Genomic DNA, 21,418 nt, shown 5'->3' on the forward strand with positions numbered 1-21,418 from the left:
TCAGTTCAGTTTCATTAAGTAGGGGTTGCGTCGCATGTGTGGCATCGTCGGTATCGTCGGTAAGTCGAACGTCAATCAGGCGCTGTATGACGCGCTAACCGTCCTCCAGCACCGCGGCCAGGACGCTGCCGGTATCGTGACCAGCCATGATGGCCGGTTATTCCTGCGCAAGGACAATGGCCTGGTTCGTGATGTGTTCCAGCAGCGGCACATGCAGCGTCTGGTCGGTCACATGGGGATTGGTCATGTGCGTTACCCGACTGCGGGCAGCTCGACTTCGGCCGAGGCTCAGCCGTTCTACGTCAACTCGCCGTACGGCATCACCCTGGCGCACAACGGCAACCTGACCAATGTCGAGCAGTTGGCCAAAGAGATCTATGAGTCCGATCTGCGCCACGTCAACACCAACTCCGACTCCGAAGTGCTGCTCAACGTGTTCGCTCACGAGCTGGCCCAGCGCGGCAAGCTGCAGCCTACCGAGGAAGACGTGTTTGCTGCGGTGACTGACGTGCACAACCGCTGTGTCGGTGGTTACGCAGTGGTGGCCATGATCACCGGTTACGGCATCGTCGGTTTCCGTGATCCACACGGTATCCGTCCGATTGTCTTCGGCCAGCGTCATACCGACGAAGGCGTGGAGTACATGATTGCCTCGGAAAGCGTTTCCCTGGACGTGCTGGGCTTCACCCTGATTCGCGACCTGGCTCCAGGCGAGGCGGTCTACATCACTGAAGAAGGCAAACTCTACACCCGGCAGTGCGCCACCAACCCGCAGCTGACTCCGTGCATCTTCGAGCACGTTTATCTGGCTCGTCCTGACTCGATCATTGATGGTGTCTCGGTGTACAAGGCGCGTCTGCGTATGGGCGAGAAGTTGGCCGAGAAGATCCTGCGCGAGCGTCCGGAGCACGATATTGATGTGGTGATCCCGATTCCGGACACCAGTCGTACCGCGGCGTTGGAGTTGGCCAACCATCTGGGCGTCAAGTTCCGCGAAGGTTTCGTCAAGAACCGCTACATCGGTCGCACCTTTATCATGCCGGGCCAGGCGGCGCGGAAGAAATCCGTGCGTCAGAAACTCAATGCAATTGAGCTGGAATTCCGCGGCAAGAACGTGATGCTGGTGGATGACTCCATCGTCCGTGGCACCACCTGCAAGCAGATCATCCAGATGGCCCGTGAAGCTGGCGCGAAAAACGTCTACTTCTGCTCGGCGGCCCCTGCTGTGCGCTATCCGAACGTGTACGGCATCGACATGCCAAGCGCTCACGAGCTGATTGCTCACAATCGTTCGACCCAGGATGTGGCGGACCTGATTGGTGCCGACTGGCTGATCTATCAGGACCTGCCAGACCTGATCGAAGCGGTCGGTGGTGGCAAGATCAAGATCGAGAGCTTCGATTGCGCCGTGTTTGATGGCAAGTACGTCACTGGCGATGTGGATGAGGCTTATCTGAACAAGATCGAGGACGCTCGTAATGATGCCTCCAAGGCCAAGACTCAGGCAGTCAGCGCCATCATCGATCTGTACAACAACTGATCCAGAGCATTTAAGAAGACATTAGGAGTAGGCGGCATGAGTCAGGATTGGGATGCCGGTCGGCTGGACAGCGACCTTGAAGGCGTAGCGTTCGATACCCTGGCGGTGCGCGCCGGCCAACACCGCTCGCCGGAAGGCGAGCACGGTGATCCAATGTTCTTTACCTCCAGCTATGTGTTCCGTACAGCCGCCGATGCGGCTGCGCGGTTCGCCGGCGAGGTTCCTGGTAACGTCTATTCGCGCTACACCAATCCGACGGTGCGCTCGTTCGAAGAACGAATCGCGGCGCTGGAAGGTGCGGAGCAGGCAGTCGCCACGGCTACTGGCATGGCGGCTATTCTTTCGGTGGTGATGAGTCTTTGCAGTGCTGGAGACCACGTGCTGGTGTCGCGCAGTGTATTCGGCTCGACCATCAGCTTGTTCGAGAAGTACTTCAAGCGTTTTGGTGTTGAGGTTGATTACGTACCCCTGGCGGACCTGTCCGGCTGGGATGCGGCAATCAAGAGCAACACCAAATTGCTGTTTGTCGAGTCGCCATCCAATCCCTTGGCCGAGTTGGTGGACATCGCTGCACTGGCTGAGGTGGCGCATGCCAAGGGCGCGATGCTGGTGGTCGACAACTGTTTCTGTACCCCTGCGTTGCAGCAGCCGCTGAAGCTTGGCGCGGACGTGGTGGTGCATTCGGCGACCAAGTTCATTGACGGTCAGGGCCGTTGCATGGGGGGGGTGGTGGCCGGCCGCAGCGAACAGATGAAAGAAGTGGTGGGTTTCCTGCGTACTGCAGGGCCGACCCTGAGTCCGTTCAATGCTTGGATTTTCCTCAAGGGGCTGGAGACTCTGAGCTTGCGGATGCGTGCCCACTGCTCCAATGCCCTGGCCCTGGCGCAATGGCTGGAGCAGCAGGACGGTGTCGAGAAGGTGCACTACGCCGGTCTTGCCAGTCATCCGCAGCACGAGCTGGCGAAGCGCCAGCAGCGTGGTTTCGGTGCGGTGGTGAGCTTTGAGGTCAAGGGCGGTAAAGAGGGCGCCTGGCGCTTTATCGATGCCACTCGGCTGATTTCGATCACTGCCAACCTGGGCGACAGCAAAACCACTATTACCCATCCGAGCACCACTTCCCACGGGCGTCTGGCGCCTCAGGAGCGTGAGGCTGCGGGTATTCGTGACAGTCTGATCCGCATTGCGGTGGGGCTGGAGGATGTGGCTGACCTGCAGGCCGACCTGGCTCGCGGTCTGGCAGCCTTGTGATCGAGTTGTCCACGCCTCAGGGTGGCGTTAATGGTCGTGTTGCGCTGGTCACCGGCGCGGCGCGGGGCATTGGCCTGGGGATCGCTGCATGGCTGATCAGTGAAGGCTGGCAAGTGGTGCTGACCGATCTGGATCGGGAGCGCGGTTCCAAGGTTTCCAAGGTGCTGGGTGAGAATGCCTGGTTCATCACCATGGACGTTGCGGATGAGCAGCAGGTGGCGCAAGGGGTTGCCGAGGTGCTGGGGCAGTTTGGGCGCCTGGATGCCCTGGTCTGCAATGCTGCGGTGGCCGATCCGCACAACATCACCTTGGAAAGCCTGGACCTGGCCTACTGGAATCGGGTACTGGCGGTGAATCTTGGCGGGCCTATGCTGCTGGCCAAGCATTGCGCGCCTTATCTGCGTGCCCATGGCGGTTCTATCGTCAACCTGGCTTCTACTCGTGCTCGGCAATCGGAGCCCGACAGTGAGGCCTATGCGGCCAGCAAGGGTGGTTTGCTGGCCTTGACTCACGCCCTGGCAATTAGCCTGGGGCCGGAAATTCGGGTCAACGCCGTGAGTCCTGGCTGGATCGACGCTCGTGATCCAGCGGTGCGACGCGCCGAGCCGTTGTCTGATGCTGATCACGCCCAGCATCCAGCGGGCAGGGTGGGGGCGGTGGAGGACGTGGCAGCGATGGTGGCTTGGCTGCTGTCGCGCAACTCGGGATTCGTTACTGGTCAAGAGTTCGTGGTGGACGGCGGCATGACCAAGAAAATGATTTATCAGGGATGATGCGGTCTTGGCTTTTGCCTGAGCCTCACAGTGTGTCGCTTGCAGCTGTTTCTGAAAAAAACTTCAAGCCTGCTATTGACTTAGCTTCGGTACCTGCGTAAATTTCGCGGCCTCAGCGAAGCAAAGGGTGATTAGCTCAGCCGGGAGAGCATCTGCCTTACAAGCAGAGGGTCGGCGGTTCGATCCCGTCATCACCCACCATTCCTGAGAGTCTTTCGAAAGAAAGGCGGAAGCTTCCAAGGAAGCCTCCAACCGACGCGCAGCGGTAGTTCAGTCGGTTAGAATACCGGCCTGTCACGCCGGGGGTCGCGGGTTCGAGTCCCGTCCGCTGCGCCATATTTTCCAGATCAGGTTGACCTGGTTTGAGATTGAAAAGTCAAAAAGCTTTTTAGTCAGACGATTTAAACGGTTCACATGGACGCAAGTCCAAGCGATACGCAGCGGTAGTTCAGTCGGTTAGAATACCGGCCTGTCACGCCGGGGGTCGCGGGTTCGAGTCCCGTCCGCTGCGCCATATCAGTTTCAAGGACCACTGAACGCCTTGAAGCAACGAAGAAAGCCAAAGGCTTGATTCGCATAGATAGCAAAGGCCCTGGTCGAAAGACCGGGGTTTTTTGTTTTTGCAATGAGCTTGGTGCAGTTGTGCAATTTGAGTGGAAATGTCCGAGCATAAAAAAAACCGCCTGTTGGGCGGTTTTTTTATGGTGGCAGAAAGGGCGTTTATCAGAGGCCGAACTTGTCTCGTAGACTGTAGTACCAGGCTCCTAGTGCAGTGAATGGAGTGCGCAGCAATTGGCCTCCAGGGAAAGGGTAGTGGGGTAGATCGGCGAAGGCGTCAAAACGCTCTGCCTGGCCTCTTAGGGCTTCTGCCAGGACCTTGCCCGCCAGGTGGGTATAGGTCACGCCGTGTCCACTGCAGCCCTGGGAGTAGTAGATGTTGTCTCCCAGACGACCAACCTGTGGCAGGCGCGACAGGGTTAGCAGGAAGTTGCCGGTCCAGGCGTAGTCGATCTTCACGTTTTGCAGCTGCGGGAAGGCCTTGAGCATCTTCGGCCGGATGATCGCTTCGATATTGGCCGGGTCACGGGCGCCATACACTACTCCGCCGCCGAAGATCAGGCGCTTGTCGCCGGAGAGGCGGTAATAGTCCAGCAGGTAGTTGCAGTCCTCGACGCAGTAGTCCTGGGGCAGCAGGCTGGCTGCCAGCTCATCGCCCAAGGGTTCGGTAGTGATCACCTGGGTGCCGCACGGCATGGATTTGGCTGCCAGCTCCGGAATCAGGTTGCCCAGGTAGGCGTTGCCGGCGACGATGATGAACTTGGCGCGGACTTTACCCTGCGGGGTATGTACCACGGGGCTGACGCCGCGCTCGATGCGTACCGCTGGGGATTGTTCGTAAATGGTCCCGCCCAGGGATTCCACGGCAGCCGCTTCACCCAGGGCCAGGTTCAGCGGGTGGATGTGGCCGCCACTCATATCGAGCATGCCGCCCTTGTACTGGTCGCAGGCCACGACTTCACGAATCCGCCGCTCGTCCAGTAACTCCAGCTGAGTGTGGCCGTAGCGCTCCCAGAGACGCTTCTGCGACTCCAGGTGACCCATTTGCTTGCTGGTCAGTGCGGCAAACACGCCCCCGTCTTTCAGATCGCACTGGATCTGATACTTGGCGACGCGCTCGCGGATGATACGGCCGCCCTCGAATGCCATCTGGCCCAGCAGTTGTGCTTGCTTGGGGCCGACAGTGCGTTCGATTACATCGATGTCGCGACTGTAGCTGTTGACGATCTGCCCGCCATTGCGCCCGGATGCGCCGAAGCCGACCTTGGCGGCCTCGAGCACGGTCACCCGGAAGCCGTTTTCCAGAAGAAACAGGGCGCTGGACAGGCCGGTGTAACCTGCGCCTATCACGCAGACGTCGGTTTCAACCTCATCTTGCAATTGTGGGCGTTCCGGGGCCGCATTGGCGGAAGCAGCGTAATAAGACTGTGGGTAGGGAATGTTCGCCATCCTGCGACCTCATGTGTTTAATATATTTTACGAGTGCGTCGATGCTACCTGAGTTGAAAATCCGCTACCAGACAGGAAGAAAAACTTCTTCGTGGCCGCGAAATTAAAAAATTCGCATATTCATAGGCTTAGCTGCAAAAAAGGTGTTGACACCCCTTTGGAATTCCGTAGAATGCCGCCTCACAGCAGGCACGTAGCTCAGTTGGTTAGAGCACCACCTTGACATGGTGGGGGTCGTTGGTTCGAGTCCAATCGCGCCTACCAAACAAAATCCGCTCTGCTGGGCGGTCTAGAAGGGGTTCACCGAAAGGTGAGCCCCTTTTTGCTTTGGGCGTCTTAATTGTATTGCGAGGCGCTCTTCAGAACTTCGGTGCGATCACTGTTTTTCCGCATGGCGCTTCTTGTCCTGATGGCGGCCGGAGTGTGAGCGGGCCGCTTGGGGGTGTCGGGTCAGGGCGCTCGAATGAACTCCTTCCAGTGCTGAAACAACGCCGCGATATTGCTACTGGTCATCAGTGGCCTTACCGCTTTTAACTGGTCGTCGCTCCAGTGCCTCCACGGCATCGCCATAAGCCTCTCGATGCTACGTTCGTCGAAGCGTTTACGGATCGTCTTCAAAGGATTGCCGCCGACGATTGCCTAAGGTTCGACATCTCGTGTCACCAGGGCGCGGGTGCCTATCATTGCACCGTCTCCGATTTCGATGCCGGGCATGACAACCGCTTCGGAACCCATCCAGACATCATTGCCGATCACCGTGTCCCCTGCGGCTTCGTAGCCGTTTTGTGCGCCTGTGAACGCAGGCTCTTCGGACATCCAATAGAAGGGAAGGTGCTGATCCGCGCGTTCCTATGCCCTTGGTTGCCGGCCATTATGAATGCCGCCCCTGAGCCAACTGAGCAGAAGCTGCCGATAATCAGTTGGTCTGCGCCTTCATCATGAAGAAGGTCGTTTGCGCAGTCATTGAAGCTGTGATTGTGCTAGTAGCCGGAGTAGTAGCTGTAGCGGCCCACCTGGATATCCGGGTGGGTTACTTGCTGATCAAGGGGGATGCCTTTGAAGGGGCTTTAAAAATAGTTGTTCATCAAGGTTTTTACGCCGTGTCTTCAATTGTCCTGGTCGTTGCCGTCCACGGTTCTTGTTGTGGGTGGCAGTCCTGTTAGCGAGCGGGTTGAGGATTTTTTACGTGCGGTTCCCTGTTTTCGCAGGCGAAGCTCGCCAACTTCTGGTGCAGGGAGCCGTCGTGATGGCCGGCTCCCGTGGCCGGGGGTCAGTCTTGGGTTATGAACGCGTTGCCGTTGAAACTGCGTACCGGGTTGCCGCGCTCCACTCGGTGGTGGGCGTCGCGGCGTTGCAGACGCAGTGCTTCCTCGGATTGCTGTTGCCGATCCGCCAGACGCTGCAGGATCAGCAGGCGAGCAACGCGCTTGTTGTCGTGCTGACTGCGTTCGGACTGCACTTTCACGCTGATTCCAGTTGCCAGGTGCGTGGCACGCACGGCGGAGTCGGTGGTGTTCACGTGTTGTCCGCCCGGACCCGAGGCGCGCATGGCTTCAAAGCGGATTTCGCCGTCCATGCTGTCTTGTGGAGCCTTGAACAGTTGCCCGGCGAAATACCAGTTTTTGCGTTTGTGTCCAGGGCGACACGGGCTTTTGCAGGTCCAGAGCAGGGTGCCTGTCCAGCGTTCAGCCAGTCTTGCAGCCTGTTCGCCATCAAGGCTGATCAGGACCGACTTGTGGGTGTCCCGGATTTGGCCGGGTACCTGTTCGACCAGGCTGGTACGTACGCCTTGTGCCTCGGCTTCGCGATACAGGAGGCGCAAGGCCTTGGTCACCGCCAGCTCGCACTCGGCAGGCCCCTGGGCAGAGGACAGCTGTAACAGCAGCATCAGCAGCACCCTCGGCGTTTGTAAGTCAGTACCGGCTTGAGCCGGGCGATGACCTTTACCAGGCCGGCGTCCCGCAGGCTGCCCACTACGCTGTCGATGCTCTTGTAGGCTTCGGGCGCTTCCTCGTACATCAATCCGCGGTCTTCGCAGATCACTCGGCTGCCCAGTTGCGTGCGCTTGAGCTGGTCGAAACTGAAGCGGGTCGCCAGCCGGCCCTTGCAGTCGCTGCGCAGCCATTTGCGTCCGGCGCCGTGGGCCAGGGAGAACAGGCTGACAGGCGTCGGAGTGGGCTGTACCAGGTAGCTGTAGTCACCCCGGGAGCCCGGAATGACCACTGGGCCCTGGTCCGATGGTGTGGCGCCCTTGCGATGCAGCCAGCCCTCGACGCCATCGATATTCGCCGGGGACACCAGATTGTGGTTGATGTCCAGCACGGCGTGCCCCCTGGCTCGCAGGTTGTGCAGCAGGCGTTCGGCAATCAGTCGTCGGTTGGCTTCGGCGAAGCGCAGGGCCTCATCATGCTCTTGCAAGTACTGGACGCCAGCGGCGCTGGTCATCTCCAGGCCGTTGTGCCCGTGCTGACCCACATGGCGCCGCAGTATGGCCTCTCCCAGGCCGCGAGAGCCGCTATGCACCAGCAGCAACAAGGCTTTCGGATTCAGTTCCAGAGCCAGCAGGGCTGCGGTGTCGTACACCTGATCGAGCTGTTGCAACTCGGCGAAGTGATTGCCGCCACCAATGGTGCCCAGTGAGTGCTCGTGACCGGTGAGGGGTAGGCCCAGCTGGGCGCGTTCTTCATCCCACTGTTGATCCAGAGGGAGATCGATATTGCCGATTTTCTTTTCCAGCTTGTCGAGATTGAGGCGGCTGCTGGAGAGGTCGGTTTGCCACAGCGCCATGCCGCAGCCGATGTCGTTGCCCACCAGTGCCGGATAGGCCACCTCAGTGGAAAAAAATGCTGCACCCACCGGGTAGCCTCGGCCTGGGTGCAGGTCAGGCATGCCGACGACCTGGTGCATGCCGGGCAGTTGGGCGGTGGTGTGCAGTTGCTGGAGCGCTTTGTCTTCGATCCAGGTGGTGTCGGAGGCGATAAGAGAGACGCCATTCGACAAATGACGGATGCAAGTGTCCATGTCCAATTCCTGATTGGAAAAAAATATTCAGGTAGTGGCAGGACGGAGCGGGGTTAAGCGAAGGCGCTAACGGGTAGCGGGTACAGCGTTTAAACCAGGCACGTCCTGCAAGGGGTGATCAGCTGTTGCATGGTGGATCTCCTTGGCAAAAGTGTGGGAAGGGGCGCGAAGGTTAATCCTTTGCCTGAGGCCTTGCAATGGGGTTTGTAAACAAAAGGCAATTGGCATCGCGGCTTTTTTTCTTCTACTCAAACGCCTTTTCTCCGCCGTGTGAGCGATACTCTCGCGTTTTATGGACGAGGTGGCAGCATGCGGGTTTTGATGGCGGTGATGGTTGCGGTGTTGTTGGCCGGCTGTGCAAGTTCCACCATGGACGATGCCCGGACAAGAACGCCCAACAAGACCCTGACCTCGGCCAAGGCCGATCAACTGGTGGCGCAATGCGTACAGTTCGCCTGGCAGGATGAGGCGGTCTTTGGTGTGGATGCGGCTGCCTACCTGCAAGCTGGCAAGGTAGGCGGATATACGGTGTATACCCGTGCAGCTGAAGTCTTCGTGGATATCAAGGCCGAGCCCTCGGGCACCGCTGTCCACTATTACGCGATCGAGGACAGCTCTGTTTCGAAGCGGCGATTGGCTGCGTTGGCGACCTGTCTGTAAGCCCAGGCAGCGCTTCAGGTGTAGGCGCTCAGCCTTTCTGTCAGCAAACCCGGCAATCGCCGGGTTTTGTTGTTTCTGGGTGCCGTGTTTTCAACGCAAGTTGTATGGCTTGATATTTTCTCTCGGCAGAAAGTATGAGTTTTAGTGTAGAAAAGCGTGTAATACATTGACTCTTTAAAGTGTCAGTTCAAATAAAGAGGTCTAGTATTTAATAGGGCTGGCGCTGAATTGTGTAAATTGTTCTGGATGGTTAGTTTGTGATGTGGTGAAAAAATCGAGAAAAGTGCGCTAAGTTAAAGGTGCTCAACAAGGAGCAAGACTTACTTAATCAATGGAGTGAAAGATATGAACAAGCCACAAGCTCAAGTTAAACATGGTCGCGTTGTTTCGCCTTCCAGTCGTGGTGCGGTTGCTGTAGAGCTGGGATTGCTGGGAACCTGGCAGGTGAATGAAATGGAAGGCGGGAAAAACTTTCCGGCTCTGACCGCCGGGCCTTTCCCGAAACCTTACGACAGCGATGTCGGGAGCGCGGTACCTCCCGCAGATGGCCACATTCTCAGTGGTGGCAAGGTGGATGAGCGCGACTGCATCAACTTCACCAACGAGGAAATGTCGAAGAAAATCAATCGTGCCTTCAGCTGGCCGCTGCTCAATGTGGACCCCGGTCAGGTATTCCGGGTGCAATGGGAGTACACCGCGCCTCACGTCACTCGTGGCTACAGCTGGTTCATCACTAAAGATGGTTGGGACCCGAAGCAACGCATCAGCCGTGCACAACTGGAGCCTCAGGCTTTTTATCAGGATTTTTATACCGAAGTTCCATTCGACAAGTTTGGCTCGGTATTGAAAGCCAAGACTAATCATGAAGTTGTGCTGCCAAAAAACAAGAAAGGCCACCATGTTGTGGTGCTGGTGTGGGTTGTCGCCAATACCGGAAACGGGTTTTATCAGGCTTTCGATCTGGACTTCAAGTAAGTCTCGGTCGTGCAGCCCCCTTTAACAGTTCTGAAGGATTAGAGCGTGAATAAAATCGATTTTGCATTAAACAAGAGTCAAGCTGCCGATGCTGCCTCCATGATGCCGAGCATTGCCGGCAAGAAGATCCTCATGGGCTTCTGGCATAACTGGGCCGCCGGTTCTGCCGACGGTTATCAGCAGGGGCAATTTGCCAATCTGAGCCTGCTGGATGTCCCCAAGGAGTACAACGTGGTGGCGGTGGCCTTCATGAAGGGCAACGGCATTCCCACCTTCAAGCCCTACAACCTCTCGGACACCGAGTTCCGGCGTCAGGTCGGTGTGCTTAACAGCCAGGGGCGCGTCGTGCTGATTTCCCTGGGTGGTGCCGATGCGCATATCGAGTTGCGCAAGGGCGACGAGCAGCCTTTGGCCAACGAAATCATCCGTCTGGTGGAGACTTACGGCTTCGATGGCCTGGATATCGATCTGGAGCAGAGTGCAATCGACTATGCCGACAACAAGAGTGTGTTGCCGGCAGCCTTGAAGCTGGTGAAGGATCACTATGCCGGTCAGGGCAAGCATTTCATCATCAGCATGGCGCCGGAGTTTCCGTACCTGACCAGCAATGGCAAGTACGTGGCTTACCTGCAAGCCCTGGAGGGCTACTACGACTTTGTCGCGCCGCAATACTACAACCAGGGTGGCGATGGACTCTGGGTGCCGGAGGCCAATGGCGGGCAGGGCGCCTGGATTGCCCAGAACAATGATCAGATGAAGGAAGACTTCCTGTTCTACCTGACCGACAGCCTGGCTTCGGGCTCTCGCGGTTACACCCGGATTGCGGCGGACAAGCTGGCAATCGGCTTGCCCAGCAACGTCGATGCCGCGGCCACGGGCTATGTCATCGATCCCGCGGCTGTGAGTAATGCGTTCAAGCGGCTGCAGGATGCTGGTCATGCCATCAAGGGCTTGATGACCTGGTCGGTGAACTGGGATGCCGGAGTCAGTCGGCAAGGCGTGCCGTACAACTGGGAGTTCCGCAACCGTTATGCGCCGTTGATCCATGGCGATGGCGCAGAGCCCGAGCGTCCCGGGGCACCTGGCAACCTGCAGGTGCTGGGAGCTACTCGTAGCAGTGTCACCTTGAGCTGGGGCGCCTCCAGTGGTGTGCGTCCGGTGGAGTTCTACACCCTGTATCGCGATGGCAATGCGGTGGGCCAGGCGACTTCCCTGGGCTTCGAAGACAAGGGGCTGAGTGCCGATACCCAGTACAGTTACTTCGTCACGGCCACTGATACTCAGGGTCGTGAATCGTTGCCCAGTCGCAGCCTGAGTGTCAGGACCGCGGGTGGCGCCGTCGATCCGAGTTTTCCTGAGTGGAGTAGCAGTCAACGCTATCTCCGGGAGGACGGAGTGAGCTACGAGGGCAATCACTATCTCTGCCTTCAAGAGCACACTTCAAACCCGGCATGGACGCCCTCCGTGGCTTTCACCCTGTGGAGCAAGGTGTTGCTGGAGCGTCATGGCTGAACAGTGACGTCGTTGTTTTTCTCAACGGCAAGGCGGCCCGCACGGATGTTGTCGATCCGAATGCGGGTCGCCTTTTTTTTCTGAAGGCTGTCCATGGATGATCGGCGGCAGGTGGATGGGCGTGGCGCCTGGTGTGGCATTGGCTCAGTTGTAATCATTGGTAAGCGGGGCTGCACTTGGGATCGGCTTAGGCGTAGTCTCGCGGCTCGATCAATGAGCAATGGACTTTTGCCATGTTTCAAATGAATAACCTGGTTCCGGAAATGCTGGTCACGGATCTGGAGCGCAGTCTGATTTTTTATCGCGATACCCTCGGTTTCAAGGTGGAGTATCAGCGTCCGGAACACTTCTTTGCCTTTCTCTCCCTCAACGGCGCTCAGTTGATGCTGGAGCAGGATGATCAGGAGGAATCAGAGTGGCGCGTCGGCCCCTTGCAGGCGCCTTTTGGCCGAGGCATGAACTTGTCCATCGAGTGCCCGGACATTCGCCAGATGGCTGCCGCTCTGGCGCATGCCGGTATCGTCCTGCGCAGGGAAATCCAGGAGTGCTGGTACCGGCATGACGAGCTGCTGCATGGTGAGTTGAACCTGCTAGTGCTTGATCCGGACGGCTACCTGCTGCGGTTCACTGAGGATTTGGGGTTCAAGCCAGCAGTCAGCGCCTGACCGCCGAGCCCGGGTGCGACGCCTGTATTGCTGAGGCGCCGCGTACCGGGAGGCCGCGGTTGGTATTTGCCAAAAAAGGGCGATAGTCAGTGCTTGACGACAATCCAGTGGGCGGGAATCTGTTATAGCCGCAATCCGGTCAGGGCATGCAGGTGTTCTGTAGGAGAGGTTCAAGGCAAATAGGGCACGCGCCGCGCCAGCTGTTGGGCACAGGCAGGGAGCGGGTGCTCATTGGATTCATGGGGTTTCGCGTTTGTCCGGGGCGGTCAGTCCGGCTTGAATGCGTTGATAGATTTCCTCGCGGTGTACCGCGACGTCTTTTGGCGCGTTGATACCGATGCGGACCTGTTGGCCGCTGACGCCGAGAATGGTGATCGTAATGTCGTCACCGATGTTTATGCTTTCACCGACTTTGCGGGTGAGTATCAGCATGATCTTCTCCTTGATGGCTTTGTAGAGCACCAGATTCAAACAGTGCAGAGGTCGGTCTTAGGTATAGATTAGTGCGAAGTTCCACTGAGTGGGTGCCTCTTTCTGACGCGCAGACGATCTATTAATTCCCAAGGCGCAACTATACAGAGGCAATAAATATCATTCTTCCTGTTTCGGCCTGATTTTGTGACGAGGTCTCTTTTGTCTTGAGTGCTAAAATCGCCGCCTCAGACTTTCTAGGGGTAGGTTGTGCGCACAGTAGCGATGATGATGGCGGTGTTGGCGTTGGCCGGTTGCGGTGAAGGCAAGCCAGTCGAGGCGAACAAGAGCACTTTGGCGACGACGCAGGTTCAGCCGGTTCAGGCCTCTACCGCGCCGCAGTGGGATGTGTGGGTGGGCAGCGAACTGCCCCTGGCGGTCAGTGATCTCACAGGTTGGCTGATCGAGCACGGGATCATGTCCAATGTGGTGACCGTGGAAGGCAAGAAGCGGGTGCTGCTCGGGCCTTTTGCGTCCCAGGCCGAGGCCGAGGCAAAAAAGACCGAAGTGGTCGAGAAACTCATCAAGGCCAAGAAGCGTGACATCGATGTCACGGTTATCGAGCACCAGGCTGCACAGTAAGTCTGCTCCCGCCATATCGAGAGGCGCCCATATCAAGGGGCGCCTCTGGGTCAGCCGCAGGCCTTGAGGTTGACGGTCCCGACAAACTCGTTTCCACGCCCCATCACGCAGGCCACGCTCTGATTGCGTTGGCGCTCCCAATCCTGCACCGGATAGGTTTTGTTCCAGGCTTCGAAGAGCTGTCGATCCTGTTTCGACAGGCGCAGACCGTATTGCTTGCTCATGTAGAAGTAGGTGCGGGCGATCATGCCGCGAATCGAGGGGCGGGGCATGACTTTCTTGGCCTTGAAGTCCACCTGGGTCAGGCATGAGCCATATTGCCCGGATTGCTCCGGCAGCCAGCCGAAACTGAAGTTGCTGCGGTCGCCATTCACTTCGCCAATGCTTGGTACCAGGTTATGCAAGTCCGCTTCGGCCCGCTGATAGACCGGGTCGGTACGGGTGCAATTCTTGCGTCCGCCTTGCTGCCAGCATTGGCGCTGATGACCGATCTGCCAGGCCGGCACTATGTGTTCCCATTCGATGCGCTCCGCACGCTTGGCGTTCTTGCGCGGTATATAGCCGCAAGCGGCGAGGTTTATCCGGTTGCCGTTGTACTTGCAGCCGCAGTAGAACTCGGTTGATTGGGGAGCATAGAGTTTCCAGGCGACTTTCTTGGCTTCGCTGAAGGTGCGTGGGGCATCGGCTTGGGCGGTGAAGGTGACGAAAAACAGCAGTACGGCAAAACAACGGACACTCATCAACTCAGTCTTCCTTCGGTACGACCCAGAAAATTTGCACGCCACCATCGTCGCGATAGGCGAGGGTGACGTTGTCGTTCTCGGCGATTTCCTCCAGCAGGCGTTCCCACTCGTCCTGGGGCTCATCGGCGAGGCGGAAGATCAGGGCTGCCTTGGCTTTCTGTGCGGTAGGGGAGTTGATGATTTTCTGGATGCGTACACCCAGGCGTTCGTAGGAGCTGAGGGGCGTTTGGGTCGTGGCCACGGAACAATCCTTAATAAGCTGTACGTGTATACAGTATTTAACTGTAAGACATTTCGCAACTGCTTAAGATTCAAGAAGTTCCTCTGACCATGCTTTACGCATTTGTCTCACGGATGAAGGAGATTTTTTACGGGGGAGGGCGCGACGAGGCTGTTAGGCGGGGGGCGGAACCACTCGCCTGGATGGGCGAGTGGTTGAAGCCTGCTCGACCGGAGTCGGTCGAGCGGAGGGCTGTCAGTATTCCCAGAACATGCGTTGCAGTTCTTTGCTGTCCTGAGTCTTGGTCAGAGCGACCATGGCCAGGATGCGGGCTTTTTGCGGGTTCAGGTCGTGAGCCACGACCCAGTCGTTCTTGTCGTCAGGCTGTTCAGCGTTGCGCAGTACGAAGCCGCCAGCATTGACGTGGGAAGAACGAATGATCTGCACGCCGTTCTTGCGCAGCTCTTGCAAGGCTGGCACTACGCGGGAGGACACGGAGCCGTTGCCGGTACCGGCGTGGATGATGGCTTTGGCACCACCTTGTGCCAGGGCCTTGTAAGCGGTGTCGCTGACGTTGCCGTAGCCGTAGGCGATTTCTACGTCAGGCAGGCTCTTGATGTTCTTGATGTCGAATTCCGAATCCATGGTGTGACGCTTGGCAGGCAGGCGGAACCAGTAGGATTTGCCTTCCACTACCATGCCCAGTGGGCCCCATGGGCTCTTGAAGGCTTCGGTCTTGATGTTGATCATCTTGCTGACATCGCGACCGGACTGGATTTCATCGTTCATGGTGACCAGCACGCCTTTACCGCGGGCGTTCTTGCTGCCGGCTACGGCTACTGCGTTGTACAGGTTGAGCATGCCGTCAGCCGACATGGCGGTGCCTGGGCGCATGGAGCCGACGACCACGATCGGCTTGTCAGTCTTTTCCACCAGGTTGAGGAAGTAGGCGGTTTCTTCCAGGGTGTCGGTGCCGTGGGTGATGACGATGCCATCGACGTCTTTGCTGTCGGCCAGTTCAGCAACGCGGCGACCCAGTTGCAGCAGGTTTTCGTTGGTGATGCTTTCCGAAGCGATCTGCATGACTTGCTCGCCACGCACATTGGCCAGTTGGCTCAGCTCGGGGATGCCGGCGATCAGTTGTTCGATGCCGACTTTGGCTGCTTGGTAGGTGGCGCTGTTGGCGGCACTGGCGCCGGCGCCGGCGATGGTGCCACCGGTAGCAAGGACCACGACGTTGGCGAGTTTCTGTTGGGTTTCGGCTTCTTTGGCCTGCACAGCTGCAGGCAGAAGCAGGAGGAGGGCCAAAGCGCCCGGAACGAAGGTTTTGAAGGCAGATTTCATTATTTTCTCTCTAGTAGTGAGACGGTGCTGATGCAGGTTCATCTAGAAACACCCCGACCGCAGATCTGTATGCGGTGAGGCAGTGAGGGTTGAGCAGGATCTGTACCAGCGCTACCTTGGTCCGATAAGTATTTTAAGTTACTGATTTATATCAACTTTATTAATTTTTGTGACGGCGATGGAGTGGTGTGTGTCCGGGTTTCCGAACGTTTGCGCGGGTAGGCGTTCGGCAATCCGAAAATGCCCGTCAGCGGTTTGGTACAAAGGGGCAGGGGCCGTTATTAAAGAATGTTGCGAGATGGTCGATGACCCGACAGGATCTTTTTTTCAGGAGTTCATATGTCTCTGTCAGTCGGATTTCCTGGCGCAGGAGCGATTTTGATCAATGGCAAGTCACCGGCGACCATTGATGCATTGAGTAACGCCGCTGCCGAGGAGGCGTCCACGGCGCTGGGCACCGATGAGTCGGACACCCTCCGGGTGGGTTCCGGCAAGCAGGCGGAAAAGTCCGAAGCCGCAGACTCGGGTGGAGACAATCAGAGCATCGTCGTCAAGATGCTGCTCAAACGCATGCAAGAGTTGCAGGAGCAGCTCAAGCAGCAGCAACAGCAACTGGCTGCCGCACAGGCCGCCGACTATCCGACCCCTGAAGCCAAGCAGACCGTGGTGATGGGCCTTCAAGGGCAGATCGCCCAGACCAACGGGGCCCTGGCCGAGGTATCGGGCAATCTGGTCCGTGAGCTGGCCAAGGACTCCTCCTCGGGCGGCCTGGTAAACACCACCGCATGACCCTCAGAGCCTGTTCGACGCTACGGTGCGGACAGGTTTCTCCTCTCCAGCAGTGGGGTTTTGCCCCCTGTCTGTCTGCTTTTTCCAGACACTGATCGGCGTTGACAAACTCTGGCTAGGTTCGCATAGTTCGTTTTACGCAAACGTTTGCGCGGCCTTTGGATAACGACAATCGTCTATCTTTCCAAAGTGCGGCACCGGCCTCCCATCCCTGCTGATGACGGCCTGCTCACCCTGCCGTGCGGACGCTGCTCACAATAATCATAAGATCGGAGTGAATTCATGAAGCTGCCCTTCGCTGGACGTCTACTCGCTGTCGCTGTTCTGGCTGCTGCATCCGCTGCCCTCCCTCTCTCTTCGGCCTATGCCGAGACCTCGCAGAAACCCAAGGTCGCCCTGGTCATGAAGTCACTGGCCAACGAGTTCTTCCTGACCATGGAAGACGGCGCCAAGGCTTATCAGAAAGAGCATTCCGCCGATTTCGACCTGGTGTCCAACGGCATCAAGGACGAAACCGATACCGCCAACCAGATTCGCATCGTCGAGCAGATGATCGTCTCCAAGGTCAATGCCCTGGTGATTGCACCCGCCGACTCCAAGGCCATGGTGCCGGTGATCAAGAAGGCGGTGGATGCCGGGATCACCGTGATCAATATCGATAACCAACTCGATCCCGGTGTGCTGAAAAGCAAGAACATCAGCGTACCTTTCGTGGGGCCGGACAACCGCAAGGGGGCTCGCCTGGTGGGTGAGTACCTGGCCAAGCAACTGAAGGCCGGCGACGAAGTGGGGATCATCGAAGGGGTTTCCACCACCACCAACGCACAGCAGCGCACCGCTGGCTTCAAGGACGCGATGGACGCCGCGCAGATCAAGGTGGTCTCGCTGCAATCCGGCGACTGGGAAATCAACGCAGGCAACCGTGTGGCCTCGGCGATGCTCAGCGAGTACCCGAATCTCAAGGCATTGCTGGCCGGTAACGACAGCATGGCAGTGGGGGCGGTTTCCGCCGTGCGGGCCGCCGGTAAGGCCGGCAAGGTCCAGGTAGTGGGCTACGACAATATCAACGCCATCAAACCCATGCTCAAGGATGGCCGGGTCCTGGCCACTGCCGACCAGTTCGCTGCCAAGCAGGCGGTGTTCGGCATCGAGACCGCGCTGAAGATCCTCAAGGGCGAGAAAGTCGACAGCGGTGCCAACGGCGTGATCGAAACTCCAGTTGAGCTGGTCACCAAGTAGTCCTTCCGGCGGCACAACGGCGCTCGCCCGTTCGGGCGAGCGCATGGAGAGTTTCTTATGTCAGTTTCCGCTGCGAACGCTGTCCTCTCGGTCAGCGGTATCGGCAAGACCTATGCACAGCCGGTATTGACCGGCATCGACCTGACGCTGATGCGTGGGGAGGTGCTGGCCCTGACCGGTGAGAACGGCGCCGGCAAGAGCACCTTGTCGAAGATCATCGGTGGTCTGGTCAGCCCTACCACCGGCCACATGCAGTTCAACGGCCAGGACTATCGTCCCGGTAGCAGGACCCAGGCGGAAGAGGCGGGGGTTCGCATGGTCATGCAGGAGCTCAACCTACTGCCGACCCTGTCGGTGGCCGAGAATCTGTTTCTCGACAACCTGCCCAGTACCGGTGGCTGGATCAGCCGCAAGCAATTGCGCAAGGCCGCGATCGAGGCCATGGCCCAGGTCGGCCTTGACGCCATCGATCCCGACACGCTGGTGTGTGAATTGGGCATCGGTCACCAGCAGATGGTGGAGATCGCCCGCAACCTGATCGGCGACTGTCATGTGCTGATTCTCGATGAGCCGACGGCCATGCTCACTTCCCGTGAGGTGGAGATGCTCTTCGAGCAGATCACTCGCCTGCAGGCTCGGGGCGTGTCCATCATCTATATCTCCCATCGCCTGGAAGAGCTGGCCCGCGTAGCCCAGCGCATTGCTGTGTTGCGTGACGGTTGCCTGGTGTGTGTCGAGCCCATGGCCAACTACAACAGCGAACAGCTGGTGAACCTGATGGTGGGTCGCGAGCTGGGCGAACACATTGACCTGGGCGAGCGCAAGATCGGTGCGCCGGCGCTGACGGTGAACAACCTCAGTCGCTCGGACAAGGTTTGTGATGTGTCCTTCGAGGTGCGCAGTGGCGAGATCTTCGGTATCTCTGGCTTGATCGGGGCAGGGCGTACCGAGTTGCTGCGGCTGATCTTTGGTGCCGATGTCGCCGACAGCGGCAGCATTGCCCTGGGCACACCAGCCCGGCCGGTGAGTATTCGCTCCCCGGTGGATGCGGTGGCCAACGGCATTGCGTTGATCACTGAGGATCGCAAGGGCGAAGGGCTGCTGCTGACCCAGTCCATCAGCGCCAATATCGCCCTGGGCAACATGCCGGCTATTTCCAGTGGCGGCCTGGTCAATGGCCAGGACGAACAGCAACTGGCCCGGCGGCAGATTGATGCCATGCGCATTCGCAGTTCCAGTCCGGCGCAATTGGTGTCCGAATTGTCCGGCGGCAACCAGCAGAAAGTGGTGATCGGCCGTTGGCTGGAGCGCGACTGCTCGGTGTTGCTGTTCGACGAGCCCACTCGCGGTATCGATGTCGGCGCCAAGTTCGATATCTATGGCCTGCTGGGGGAGTTGACCCGCCAGGGCAAGGCCCTGGTGGTGGTGTCCAGCGACCTGCGCGAGTTGATGTTGATCTGTGATCGCATCGGCGTGCTCTCTGCCGGGCGTCTGATCGACACCTTCGAGCGTGACAGCTGGACCCAGGACGAATTGCTTGCCGCCGCCTTTGCCGGCTATCAAAAACGAGATGCGTTGCTCAGCGAAGCGACGCCTAGGAATGCATCATGAAAACTGCACCTGCAAGCGGCAAGCGAGGCGGCCATTACTACGGCCTCGGCACCTACCTGGGTCTGGCGGGGGCGTTGTTGGGGATGATCGTCCTGTTCTCCCTGCTCAGCAGCCATTTCCTTTCCTATGACACCTTCAGCACCCTGGCCAACCAGATTCCCGACCTGATGGTGCTGGCGGTGGGTATGACCTTCGTCCTGATCATCGGTGGCATCGATCTGTCCGTGGGGTCGGTGCTGGCCCTGGCGGCCTCGACAGTCAGCGTGGCGATTCTCGGCTGGGGCTGGAGCGTGGTACCTGCGGCATTGCTGGGCATGGCTTGTGCGGCGCTGGCGGGAACCATCACCGGCTCGATCACTGTTGCCTGGCGTATCCCGTCCTTCATTGTGTCCTTGGGGGTGCTGGAAATGGCCCGGGGCGTTGCCTATCAGATGACCGGCTCGCGCACGGCCTATATCGGTGATGCCTTCGCCTGGTTGTCGAATCCGATTGCCTTTGGCATTTCGCCGTCGTTTATCATTGCCCTGCTGATTATTTTCCTGGCCCAGGCGGTGCTGACGCGCACCGTGTTCGGCCGCTACCTGATCGGCATCGGTACCAACGAAGAGGCGGTGCGTCTGGCGGGGATCAATCCCAAACCCTACAAGATCCTGGTGTTCAGCCTGATGGGGTTGTTGGCGGGCATTGCAGCGCTGTTTCAAATTTCTCGCCTGGAAGCGGCAGACCCGAATGCGGGCTCCGGTCTGGAGTTGCAGGTCATCGCTGCGGTGGTGATTGGCGGCACCAGCCTGATGGGCGGACGCGGTTCGGTGATCAGTACCTTCTTCGGCGTCTTGATTATTTCCGTGCTGGCTGCAGGCCTGGCGCAAATCGGCGCATCAGAACCGACCAAGCGCATCATCACCGGCGCGGTCATTGTGATTGCCGTGGTGCTGGACACCTATCGCAGCCAGCGCGCCAATCGGCGGGTTTGATTCATGGCAACAATCAAGGATGTGGCAGCGCTGGCGGGGATTTCCTACACCACGGTGTCCCATGTGCTGAACAAGACGCGGCCGGTCAGTGAAGAGGTGCGGGTCAAGGTGGAGGCGGCGATCAAGCGCCTCGACTATGTACCCAGTGCGGTGGCCCGTTCACTCAAGGCCAAGACCACCGCGACCATCGGCCTGCTGGTGCCCAACAGTCTCAACCCCTACTTCGCCGAACTGGCACGAGGGATTGAGGACTACTGCGAGCGCAACGGTTACTGCGTGATCCTCTGCAACTCCGACGATAACCCGGACAAGCAGCGCAACTATCTGCGTGTGCTTCTGGAAAAGCGCATCGACGGGCTGATTGTGACGTCCGCTGGTGGCGACAGTGGTCTGGCCCAGGGTCTGGCCGGGGTGCGCACGCCGATGGTGATTGTCGACCGTGGGCTGGAAGGGGTGGACGCCGATCTGGTGCGTATCGACCACCATTACGGTGCCTACCTGGCGACCCGGCACCTTCTGGAGCTGGGGCACCGGGACATCGCCTGTATCGGCGGACCGGCCAACACCAGCGTGGCGCAGATGCGCCTGGCGGGGTTTCGCCAGGCGTTGCAGGAAGCCGGTGTCGAGGTGCCAGCAGGGCGCATCCTGGAAAGTGACTTCAGCAGCACTGGTGGTTATCGGGCTGCGGCGCAGTTGCTTGAGAGTCGCCCGCCAAGCGCCATTTTCGCCGCTAACGACATGATGGGCATCGGTGTGTTGCGGGCGGCGGCGGAGCGCAATATCCGTGTGCCCAGTGAGCTCTCGGTGATCGGCTTCGACGACATTCTCATGAGCCGTTATGTCTACCCGGCGCTGACCACGGTGGGTCAGTCGATCCTGCAACTGGGGGAGACCGCGGCAGAGTTGCTGCTGCGCCGGATCGCTGCGCGGGAGTTGCCGGTCGACCAGCGCATCGTTACGCCGAATATTGTCTTGCGGGAATCGACTGCGCCGCTCAGTAGCGCATTTGCCGAGTACCGCTGAATCCAAATGATTGAGTATCGA

20 protein-coding genes, 4 tRNA genes and 1 pseudogene are annotated in these 21,418 nt (G+C 58.6%); 17 read left to right on the top strand and 8 right to left on the bottom strand.

Going from position 1 to position 21,418, the window contains the following annotated elements; all coding sequences use genetic code 11:
- Window positions 1–34 precede the first annotated feature (34 nt).
- From purF to PFZ56_RS16090, 6 genes are all read left to right on the top strand, one after another.
- Entirely contained in the window at window positions 35–1,540 is a 1,506-nt protein-coding gene (purF, locus tag PFZ56_RS16065; RefSeq protein WP_102863649.1) for an amidophosphoribosyltransferase, read from the top strand.
- Between the two features lie 36 nt (window positions 1,541–1,576).
- Window positions 1,577–2,788, top strand: coding sequence for an O-succinylhomoserine sulfhydrylase (locus PFZ56_RS16070; protein ID WP_102882499.1), 1,212 nt, complete (start codon window positions 1,577–1,579; stop codon window positions 2,786–2,788).
- On the top strand, window positions 2,785–3,561 hold the full coding sequence (locus PFZ56_RS16075) for an SDR family oxidoreductase (protein WP_102882498.1): 777 nt from the start codon (window positions 2,785–2,787) through the stop codon (window positions 3,559–3,561). The genes PFZ56_RS16070 and PFZ56_RS16075 overlap by 4 nt, the downstream gene beginning before the upstream one ends.
- A 125-nt stretch (window positions 3,562–3,686) precedes the next feature.
- Window positions 3,687–3,762 (top strand) — tRNA-Val (locus tag PFZ56_RS16080).
- Window positions 3,763–3,820: 58 nt separating this feature from the next.
- A tRNA-Asp gene (locus tag PFZ56_RS16085) sits at window positions 3,821–3,897 on the top strand.
- A gap of 101 nt (window positions 3,898–3,998) precedes the next feature.
- A tRNA-Asp gene (locus PFZ56_RS16090) sits at window positions 3,999–4,075 on the top strand.
- A 209-nt stretch (window positions 4,076–4,284) separates the two neighbouring features.
- Here PFZ56_RS16090 and PFZ56_RS16095 read toward each other — a convergent pair.
- Window positions 4,285–5,568: an FAD-binding oxidoreductase gene (locus tag PFZ56_RS16095; RefSeq protein ID WP_170002263.1), complete on the bottom strand. Its 1,284-nt coding sequence runs from the start codon at window positions 5,566–5,568 to the stop codon at window positions 4,285–4,287.
- A gap of 187 nt (window positions 5,569–5,755) precedes the next feature.
- On the opposite strand from PFZ56_RS16095, the gene PFZ56_RS16100 reads away from it, so the two are divergent.
- A tRNA-Val gene (locus tag PFZ56_RS16100) sits at window positions 5,756–5,832 on the top strand.
- A gap of 186 nt (window positions 5,833–6,018) precedes the next feature.
- Here PFZ56_RS16100 and PFZ56_RS16105 read toward each other — a convergent pair.
- From PFZ56_RS16105 to PFZ56_RS16115, 3 genes and pseudogenes are all read right to left on the bottom strand, one after another.
- A pseudogene (locus PFZ56_RS16105) lies at window positions 6,019–6,620 on the bottom strand (CatB-related O-acetyltransferase).
- Window positions 6,621–6,838: 218 nt separating this feature from the next.
- Window positions 6,839–7,456, bottom strand: coding sequence for a peptide chain release factor H (prfH, locus tag PFZ56_RS16110; RefSeq protein WP_170002265.1), 618 nt, complete (start codon window positions 7,454–7,456; stop codon window positions 6,839–6,841).
- A complete protein-coding gene (locus PFZ56_RS16115; RefSeq protein ID WP_170002267.1) occupies window positions 7,456–8,589 on the bottom strand; it encodes an RNA ligase RtcB family protein in 1,134 nt (377 codons plus the stop codon). The genes prfH and PFZ56_RS16115 overlap by 1 nt, the downstream gene beginning before the upstream one ends.
- Window positions 8,590–8,898: 309 nt before the next feature.
- Here PFZ56_RS16115 and PFZ56_RS16120 point away from each other — a divergent pair, with 309 nt between their 5' ends.
- From PFZ56_RS16120 to PFZ56_RS16135, 4 genes are all read left to right on the top strand, one after another.
- Window positions 8,899–9,249 (top strand): hypothetical protein, encoded by a 351-nt coding sequence (locus PFZ56_RS16120; RefSeq protein WP_102882495.1) that lies wholly within the window; start codon window positions 8,899–8,901, stop codon window positions 9,247–9,249.
- Between the two features lie 345 nt (window positions 9,250–9,594).
- Window positions 9,595–10,224, top strand: a complete 630-nt coding sequence (locus PFZ56_RS16125; RefSeq protein WP_102863640.1) for a lytic polysaccharide monooxygenase auxiliary activity family 9 protein — start codon at window positions 9,595–9,597, stop codon at window positions 10,222–10,224.
- 45 nt (window positions 10,225–10,269) lie between these two features.
- Window positions 10,270–11,736, top strand: coding sequence for a carbohydrate-binding protein (locus tag PFZ56_RS16130; protein ID WP_372342447.1), 1,467 nt, complete (start codon window positions 10,270–10,272; stop codon window positions 11,734–11,736).
- Between the two features lie 233 nt (window positions 11,737–11,969).
- A complete protein-coding gene (locus tag PFZ56_RS16135) occupies window positions 11,970–12,401 on the top strand; it encodes a VOC family protein (protein ID WP_110596809.1) in 432 nt (143 codons plus the stop codon).
- A gap of 237 nt (window positions 12,402–12,638) precedes the next feature.
- On the opposite strand, the gene csrA is transcribed toward PFZ56_RS16135, so the two are convergent.
- A complete protein-coding gene (gene csrA / locus PFZ56_RS16140; RefSeq protein WP_007920550.1) occupies window positions 12,639–12,833 on the bottom strand; it encodes a carbon storage regulator CsrA in 195 nt (64 codons plus the stop codon).
- 264 nt (window positions 12,834–13,097) lie between these two features.
- On the opposite strand from csrA, the gene PFZ56_RS16145 reads away from it, so the two are divergent.
- Window positions 13,098–13,454, top strand: a complete 357-nt coding sequence (locus PFZ56_RS16145; RefSeq protein WP_102882493.1) for a penicillin-binding protein activator LpoB — start codon at window positions 13,098–13,100, stop codon at window positions 13,452–13,454.
- A gap of 50 nt (window positions 13,455–13,504) precedes the next feature.
- Here PFZ56_RS16145 and PFZ56_RS16150 read toward each other — a convergent pair whose 3' ends face one another.
- The 3 genes from PFZ56_RS16150 to PFZ56_RS16160 all read right to left on the bottom strand — a co-directional run bounded on the left by PFZ56_RS16150 (window position 13,505) and on the right by PFZ56_RS16160 (window position 15,761).
- Entirely contained in the window at window positions 13,505–14,194 is a 690-nt protein-coding gene (locus PFZ56_RS16150) for an endonuclease (RefSeq protein ID WP_102864090.1), read from the bottom strand.
- A 4-nt stretch (window positions 14,195–14,198) separates the two neighbouring features.
- Window positions 14,199–14,468, bottom strand: coding sequence for a DUF1654 domain-containing protein (locus tag PFZ56_RS16155; protein WP_102863635.1), 270 nt, complete (start codon window positions 14,466–14,468; stop codon window positions 14,199–14,201).
- Between the two features lie 204 nt (window positions 14,469–14,672).
- Window positions 14,673–15,761 carry an asparaginase gene (locus PFZ56_RS16160; RefSeq protein ID WP_110596810.1) on the bottom strand — a complete coding sequence of 363 codons (1,089 nt, stop codon included), beginning with the start codon at window positions 15,759–15,761 and terminating at the stop codon, window positions 14,673–14,675.
- 339 nt (window positions 15,762–16,100) lie between these two features.
- Between PFZ56_RS16160 and PFZ56_RS16165 the strand changes: the two genes are divergently transcribed.
- From PFZ56_RS16165 to PFZ56_RS16185, 5 genes are all read left to right on the top strand, one after another.
- Window positions 16,101–16,550, top strand: coding sequence for a hypothetical protein (locus PFZ56_RS16165; RefSeq protein ID WP_102882491.1), 450 nt, complete (start codon window positions 16,101–16,103; stop codon window positions 16,548–16,550).
- 282 nt (window positions 16,551–16,832) lie between these two features.
- Window positions 16,833–17,789, top strand: a complete 957-nt coding sequence (locus PFZ56_RS16170) for a sugar ABC transporter substrate-binding protein (RefSeq protein WP_102882490.1) — start codon at window positions 16,833–16,835, stop codon at window positions 17,787–17,789.
- 57 nt (window positions 17,790–17,846) lie between these two features.
- Window positions 17,847–19,400, top strand: coding sequence for a sugar ABC transporter ATP-binding protein (locus tag PFZ56_RS16175; protein ID WP_170002269.1), 1,554 nt, complete (start codon window positions 17,847–17,849; stop codon window positions 19,398–19,400).
- Window positions 19,397–20,374, top strand: coding sequence for an ABC transporter permease (locus PFZ56_RS16180; protein WP_102863626.1), 978 nt, complete (start codon window positions 19,397–19,399; stop codon window positions 20,372–20,374). Before PFZ56_RS16175 ends, PFZ56_RS16180 begins: the two co-directional genes overlap by 4 nt.
- Window positions 20,375–20,377: 3 nt before the next feature.
- Window positions 20,378–21,397, top strand: a complete 1,020-nt coding sequence (locus tag PFZ56_RS16185) for a LacI family DNA-binding transcriptional regulator (RefSeq protein WP_110596813.1) — start codon at window positions 20,378–20,380, stop codon at window positions 21,395–21,397.
- Window positions 21,398–21,418 lie beyond the last annotated feature (21 nt).

Origin of the sequence: Pseudomonas danubii, from assembly GCF_042980055.1 — a bacterium.
Classification (GTDB): Bacteria; Pseudomonadota; Gammaproteobacteria; order Pseudomonadales; family Pseudomonadaceae; genus Aquipseudomonas; species Aquipseudomonas danubii.

Coding starts and splice junctions, on each gene's coding strand:
- PFZ56_RS16145 (WP_102882493.1), top strand. CDS start 13,098: ATGATGATGGCGGTGTTGGCGTTGGCCGGTTGCGGTGAAGGCAAGCCA.
- PFZ56_RS16180 (WP_102863626.1), top strand. CDS start 19,397: ATGAAAACTGCACCTGCAAGCGGCAAGCGAGGCGGCCATTACTACGGC.
- prfH (WP_170002265.1), bottom strand. CDS start 7,456: ATGCTGCTGTTACAGCTGTCCTCTGCCCAGGGGCCTGCCGAGTGCGAG.
- PFZ56_RS16135 (WP_110596809.1), top strand. CDS start 11,970: ATGTTTCAAATGAATAACCTGGTTCCGGAAATGCTGGTCACGGATCTG.
- PFZ56_RS16165 (WP_102882491.1), top strand. CDS start 16,101: ATGTCTCTGTCAGTCGGATTTCCTGGCGCAGGAGCGATTTTGATCAAT.
- PFZ56_RS16150 (WP_102864090.1), bottom strand. CDS start 14,194: ATGAGTGTCCGTTGTTTTGCCGTACTGCTGTTTTTCGTCACCTTCACC.
- PFZ56_RS16160 (WP_110596810.1), bottom strand. CDS start 15,761: ATGAAATCTGCCTTCAAAACCTTCGTTCCGGGCGCTTTGGCCCTCCTC.
- PFZ56_RS16185 (WP_110596813.1), top strand. CDS start 20,378: ATGGCAACAATCAAGGATGTGGCAGCGCTGGCGGGGATTTCCTACACC.
- PFZ56_RS16175 (WP_170002269.1), top strand. CDS start 17,847: ATGTCAGTTTCCGCTGCGAACGCTGTCCTCTCGGTCAGCGGTATCGGC.
- csrA (WP_007920550.1), bottom strand. CDS start 12,833: ATGCTGATACTCACCCGCAAAGTCGGTGAAAGCATAAACATCGGTGAC.
- PFZ56_RS16115 (WP_170002267.1), bottom strand. CDS start 8,589: ATGGACACTTGCATCCGTCATTTGTCGAATGGCGTCTCTCTTATCGCC.
- PFZ56_RS16095 (WP_170002263.1), bottom strand. CDS start 5,568: ATGGCGAACATTCCCTACCCACAGTCTTATTACGCTGCTTCCGCCAAT.
- PFZ56_RS16170 (WP_102882490.1), top strand. CDS start 16,833: ATGAAGCTGCCCTTCGCTGGACGTCTACTCGCTGTCGCTGTTCTGGCT.
- PFZ56_RS16070 (WP_102882499.1), top strand. CDS start 1,577: ATGAGTCAGGATTGGGATGCCGGTCGGCTGGACAGCGACCTTGAAGGC.
- purF (WP_102863649.1), top strand. CDS start 35: ATGTGTGGCATCGTCGGTATCGTCGGTAAGTCGAACGTCAATCAGGCG.
- PFZ56_RS16120 (WP_102882495.1), top strand. CDS start 8,899: ATGCGGGTTTTGATGGCGGTGATGGTTGCGGTGTTGTTGGCCGGCTGT.
- PFZ56_RS16125 (WP_102863640.1), top strand. CDS start 9,595: ATGAACAAGCCACAAGCTCAAGTTAAACATGGTCGCGTTGTTTCGCCT.